Annotated in this window: 4 protein-coding genes, 1 tRNA gene and 1 pseudogene; 2 read left to right on the top strand and 4 right to left on the bottom strand. The window is 46.5% G+C overall.

Annotation, left to right across the window (positions count from 1 at the left end; all coding sequences use genetic code 11):
• Positions 1–488 precede the first annotated feature (488 nt).
• Positions 489–1,007 (bottom strand): GNAT family N-acetyltransferase, encoded by a 519-nt coding sequence (locus QOS10_RS09030; RefSeq protein ID WP_283595151.1) that lies wholly within the window; start codon positions 1,005–1,007, stop codon positions 489–491.
• A gap of 73 nt (positions 1,008–1,080) precedes the next feature.
• On the opposite strand from QOS10_RS09030, the gene QOS10_RS09025 reads away from it, so the two are divergent.
• A tRNA-Ala gene (locus QOS10_RS09025) sits at positions 1,081–1,153 on the top strand.
• 46 nt (positions 1,154–1,199) lie between these two features.
• Here the strand turns inward: QOS10_RS09025 and QOS10_RS09020 are convergent.
• Positions 1,200–1,787 carry a GNAT family N-acetyltransferase gene (locus QOS10_RS09020; RefSeq protein WP_283595150.1) on the bottom strand — a complete coding sequence of 196 codons (588 nt, stop codon included), beginning with the start codon at positions 1,785–1,787 and terminating at the stop codon, positions 1,200–1,202.
• A gap of 129 nt (positions 1,788–1,916) precedes the next feature.
• Here QOS10_RS09020 and QOS10_RS09015 point away from each other — a divergent pair, with 129 nt between their 5' ends.
• Positions 1,917–2,459, top strand: a complete 543-nt coding sequence (locus tag QOS10_RS09015; RefSeq protein WP_283595149.1) for an RBBP9/YdeN family alpha/beta hydrolase — start codon at positions 1,917–1,919, stop codon at positions 2,457–2,459.
• Between the two features lie 33 nt (positions 2,460–2,492).
• On the opposite strand, the gene QOS10_RS09010 is transcribed toward QOS10_RS09015, so the two are convergent.
• On the bottom strand, positions 2,493–3,899 hold the full coding sequence (locus tag QOS10_RS09010) for a DHA2 family efflux MFS transporter permease subunit (protein ID WP_283595148.1): 1,407 nt from the start codon (positions 3,897–3,899) through the stop codon (positions 2,493–2,495).
• A gap of 262 nt (positions 3,900–4,161) precedes the next feature.
• Positions 4,162–4,362 (bottom strand): annotated as a pseudogene (locus tag QOS10_RS09005) (helix-turn-helix domain-containing protein); the annotation flags it as partial.
• Between the last annotated feature and the right edge of the window lie 316 nt (positions 4,363–4,678).

Here is a 4,678-nt window from a genome sequence, read left to right as displayed (position 1 = left end):
GAAGTGATTGAAGACCCTACACATTTAGTTCGTCAAAACTTTGTTCAGTTTTCAAAGGTCTACCTTGCTAAATAAGTAATTGCTCATTTAGCAAAGATATTATATCATCTAACTCAGTGACTTGTCAATAGCTTTTCATCAACTTTTGAAGCAATCATCATGATTACTTGTCACAAGTCAGCTTATTTATAATACCTGATTGCTATCCGGAAGTCAACAACTAATTTCATTTTTGTGAGAAACAAGTTCGTCAACTGCCTCAACAGCAATATCTGTTGTACTATCCCGCCGTCATTTTATCAAGTCTAAACATGAATCAATTTTCATGTAGTTTCTATAACTAGTTGTCAAGTTATGCTCCTTGACAGCTTGTGAAAAAAACTTTGGTCTAGTTAAAACTTATCATGTTTTTGAAACACAACAGTTAAACATTATAATCGTTTTATAATCATTTTGCAAGGCCCAAATTAGGCAACACACTATAATTATCAAATTCGGCGCTCAAGAACCTGCGCCGACTGATCACCGATGTCGTCATAGTGGAGTACTAGAGACTGGACAACTTCAAAGCCGTTCTTCACATACAGCTTCTTGGAAGGCACGTTCCCTGCCAGCACATCAAGATGAATGGCCTTCTTCCCTTCCTGACCAGCCTGTTTAATGATCGCCTGCAGGAGTTCAGTCGAGATCCCAGTCCGCCGGTACTCTGGATGGACACCATACAGGTGGAGGATCCCAATCTCATCATTTGCAAAATGGTGTGGCCATTCAACTTGCGGATATTCTTCACCAGTTGTCAGGACGCCGCCAGCAACTACCTGCTGATCCTTCAAGCCAATCATCACCGTTGCGTTCTCAATCATCTGCTGGAGGCCATCAACACTCGGATATTCGCCCCAGGTCCAATCCGCACCATACTTATCAAGGGGCTGATGGTCACAGATTGCCTTGTAAAGTGCCGCTACCCCCTTGATATCACTCGGCCGGGCGACCCTTGTTTCATCCAATACCACTATTATCAACTTCTTTCCTAAAAATATTAACACCTTGGCCATCCCCCTGCTATAATAAAGGCGCAACGGGCCATTAGTTCAGTTGGGAGAATGTCTGCTTCGCATGCAGGAGGTCGCGAGTTCGAATCTCGCATGGTCCATCATATTTAACTAAATCGCCAAAAGGAACATCCCCCTGGCGATTTTTTAGTTGAAGAATTGTGACTTAATCTCGTTAAAGTTGACGATCGGCGTCGGTGCGTCGTCGTGCTTAGCAATGGACTTTTCCATCCAGAGCATATCATACCACTTACCAAACTTGTAGACGTTCTTATAAAAGCGCCCCGCCAGTTTATAACCATAGGCCTCATGAAATTTAGGGCTCGCCAAGGTCAGGTGTTGATCAGGCTGATCATCGTGCGGGTAGACAATGTGGGCGGTCATGTTGACCACCTTCATCTGCCGACAAATTTTCTCAAGCATGTCATACAGTTTCGTACCAACATGCTTCCCCCGACAGTTGCGATCCACATAGATGGATGTCTCCACCGTCCATTGGTACGCGTAACGCGGATTAGCCGGGCTAACATACGCAAAGCCAACCACCTGATCCCCCAGTGTCGCAATCAGGTACGGAAAACGCTGCTGGGTCTTCTTAATCCGTTCTGTCAGGTCAGTGAGCGACGGAATAGCCACCTCACAGGTGATCGCCGTGTTTTCCACATAGTATCCATAGATCCGCTGAATTGCGGCAGCGTCACTCGGTTGGGCTAAGCGCAGTACTACTTCATTCATTGTCATCCCTCCTTTTGTCTGCTAGTCCCCATTATTATAACGAGATTTAGTTGGACAGAACCATTCTAATTGCTGGTTCTTAGTTAAAATTTTATGATAGGTATAACAGATCTTGAAAGGATGACTATTATGCAAAATGCTTACCTCATTCACGGTACCTCAACCCGAGACGACGATTGGTTCCCCTGGTTAGAAAGTGCCTGTGCACCGCAGATCAAGCTCGACCGGATTTACCTTCCAAATCCTTTTGCCCCGCAAGCAGATGAATGGAATGACGCCGTTGATCAGCAGATTCCTGCTGCTGACGGCCTAATCTTAGTCGCCCACAGTCTGGGTTGCATCACTGCGCTCCGCTTCGTTGCCCGCCACCAGATCCACGATGCGCGGCTCCTATTGGTTGGGGCCTTCGATCAAGGATTGCCTGCCTATCCTGAACTCGACAGTTTCATGATGCCCGCTCCGGATTACCGGCAGATCACTCCTAAGGTTTCAGCGGCCACCGTCATCACAGCCAAGGATGACCCGATTGCCCCCTACCGCAACAGCATCGATGTCGCTCATCAGCTGGGTGCCAAGCTGATTGTCCAGCCCACCGGCGGCCACTTCTTAACCAGCGATGGGTTCCGCGAATTTCCCCTGGCACTCAAGGAACTGCAACGCCTGACGAAATAAAAAAGAGGACCTCATTGAGATCCTCTTTTTTATTTATAGATCGTTGCTTCGGGGCTTATCGCTCATCTTAAACGTCAGGATGATCCCAATGATAACCAGCACCAGGGTAAAGTAAATCCCATAGTGGATACCATTAGTAAAACACACTGCTGAGCTTCCCGTAGCAGCGTTTCGTCCCAATTCCAGAAAGCTGGTAGCTAGGGACGTGGCCAGGGCACCAACAATCTGCTGCATTGTATTCAAAATAGTACTGCCATCGGCTGACTCCATCCCAGACAAGGAATTCAGAGCACTGGTTTGCGACGGTGACATTGCCAAAGGACACCCAATCATCAAGATGACGTGGGCGGTGATTACATAAGCGATTGACGAATGATCGCTGGTCAGAGCTAACATGCCAGCACCAACCAGGGCAATGAAGAAACCGATCATTGCCGGCCGCTTGGCACCGACACTGTCATACAGCCGCCCGGCAACCGCTGAAGTCAGGGCATTAACTACCCCACCCGGCAGCATGATAATCCCGGTCAGGGCTACCGGCAGCAGCAGCCCGTTCTGGATATACATCGGTAATAGGTACATTGCGGAAAGAATGATCCCGAAGTCCAACATCACTAGGGTCGACCCAGTGGCAAAGGCCCGCGTCTTAAACACCCGCAGGTTAAGGATCGGCGTTTCCAGATGGAGCTGACGGTGAACGTAAAGTGCCAACACAATAATTCCAATAACTAGGGCAGTCAGGACAGATACCGATAGCCAACCATCACGACTGGCCAGGCTGGCTCCAATTACCAATCCTGAACAGCTGACTGCTGATTCAAGAATTGATAAAACATCAACGTGTGGTCGAGTAATCCTCCCCACATTTTCCAGTGAGGTAATCGCAAAAAGCAACGCAATTGCCAAGAACGGAATAAAACTCCAGAAGATCCAGTTCCACGATGCCTTAGCCAAAATTAGTCCAGTCAGCGTTGGCCCAATCGCTGGGGCAAACATAATAACCAGGGCACAGACTCCCATCACAGCCCCAATCTTCTGTGGTGGGAAAATCTGCATAACCACCGCAAACATCAGGGGCAGGATTAGCCCGGTCCCAATCCCCTGAATCATCCGGCCAATCAGGAGGATCGGGAAGTTCACCGCCACGGCAGAGATCGCTGCCCCGATAATAAAGTCCACCAGGGCAAAGATAATAATCTGCCGGGTGGTGAACCATTTTGAAATCAAACTCGACAGGGGTAGAACAATCCCGATGATCAGCATGTAACTCGTCACTAGCCATTGAACGGTTGCCGTATTGACATGAAAGTCCAAGTTTAGCTTAGGCAGGGCGATGTTCAGGGAAGTTTCACTAAACATTCCCACAAAGGCCCCCAGCAGCATACTAACCATGGCTAGTTTGGGATGACGGACTGGTCGTACCCGTGCTTCATTACTCATACTAAAAAATCACTCCTCTAATTAATTCTCTGATTACACAATTGGTTACTTTATCAAAGATAATTAATTTTCGTAAGTGATTTTTATTAGTGTTGGTTTTCTTAAGTATATTACTTAAGGATATTAAGCGTAGCCTTGAAAGATTGGCCACTATCATATTTATTGCTTGCCGGGTCTTACAAATGACACCTTCTTAATCTCCCCAGAATGTTAGAATGGCAAATCGTAATTGATAACTCGTTCCTAAATCATCAGATTTCACTTTTTTAAGCGGCCTCAAAAGATAGTTCATACCATACTCATTGCCAAAGCGGCTGCCAGGGTTATTACGATAACGTTCCTTAGCCATGGCCAGTATCTGATGCCAGACGAAGCGACTATTATCAAACATCTGCCAGAGTTGATCCGCTTGGTGTTGGTTAGGGGATAGCCGCAATTTAGTGTCCTTTAGAACTGTTGTCATTTTTCACCTCCCTTCCTCCAATGATCCAGGAGATTAAGAGAAAAAAGCGAACTTTAAAAGTGGCTGACGGCTTCCAGGCAGGCAATTCATCATGGCCTTAAAATCTTGTCTAAATTCAATAAAAAACGATAAGTATAAGAAATTATCTTATCCTTACCGAATATCATAGAACAATTTTTGCAAGGAAAAATTTAAAAATAAAAAGTCTGCATTGGATATGCAGACTTCTCGAGGCCCTAGCGTGGCAACGTCCTATCCTCGCAGGGAGCGATCCCCCAACTACTTTCGGCGTGTTGAAGCTTAACTTCTGTGTTCG

The organism is Limosilactobacillus galli (assembly GCF_947381495.1).
In the GTDB taxonomy this organism is placed as follows: domain Bacteria; phylum Bacillota; class Bacilli; order Lactobacillales; family Lactobacillaceae; genus Limosilactobacillus; species Limosilactobacillus galli.
The sequence above is the reverse complement of the archived record's forward strand: the minus strand, read 5'-3'. Positions and strand labels throughout refer to the sequence as shown.

Excerpts from the sequence above, each read along its gene's own strand:
- QOS10_RS09015 (WP_283595149.1), top strand. The coding sequence starts at position 1,917 with ATGCAAAATGCTTACCTCATTCACGGTACCTCAACCCGAGACGACGAT.
- QOS10_RS09010 (WP_283595148.1), bottom strand. The coding sequence starts at position 3,899 with ATGAGTAATGAAGCACGGGTACGACCAGTCCGTCATCCCAAACTAGCC.
- QOS10_RS09020 (WP_283595150.1), bottom strand. The coding sequence starts at position 1,787 with ATGAATGAAGTAGTACTGCGCTTAGCCCAACCGAGTGACGCTGCCGCA.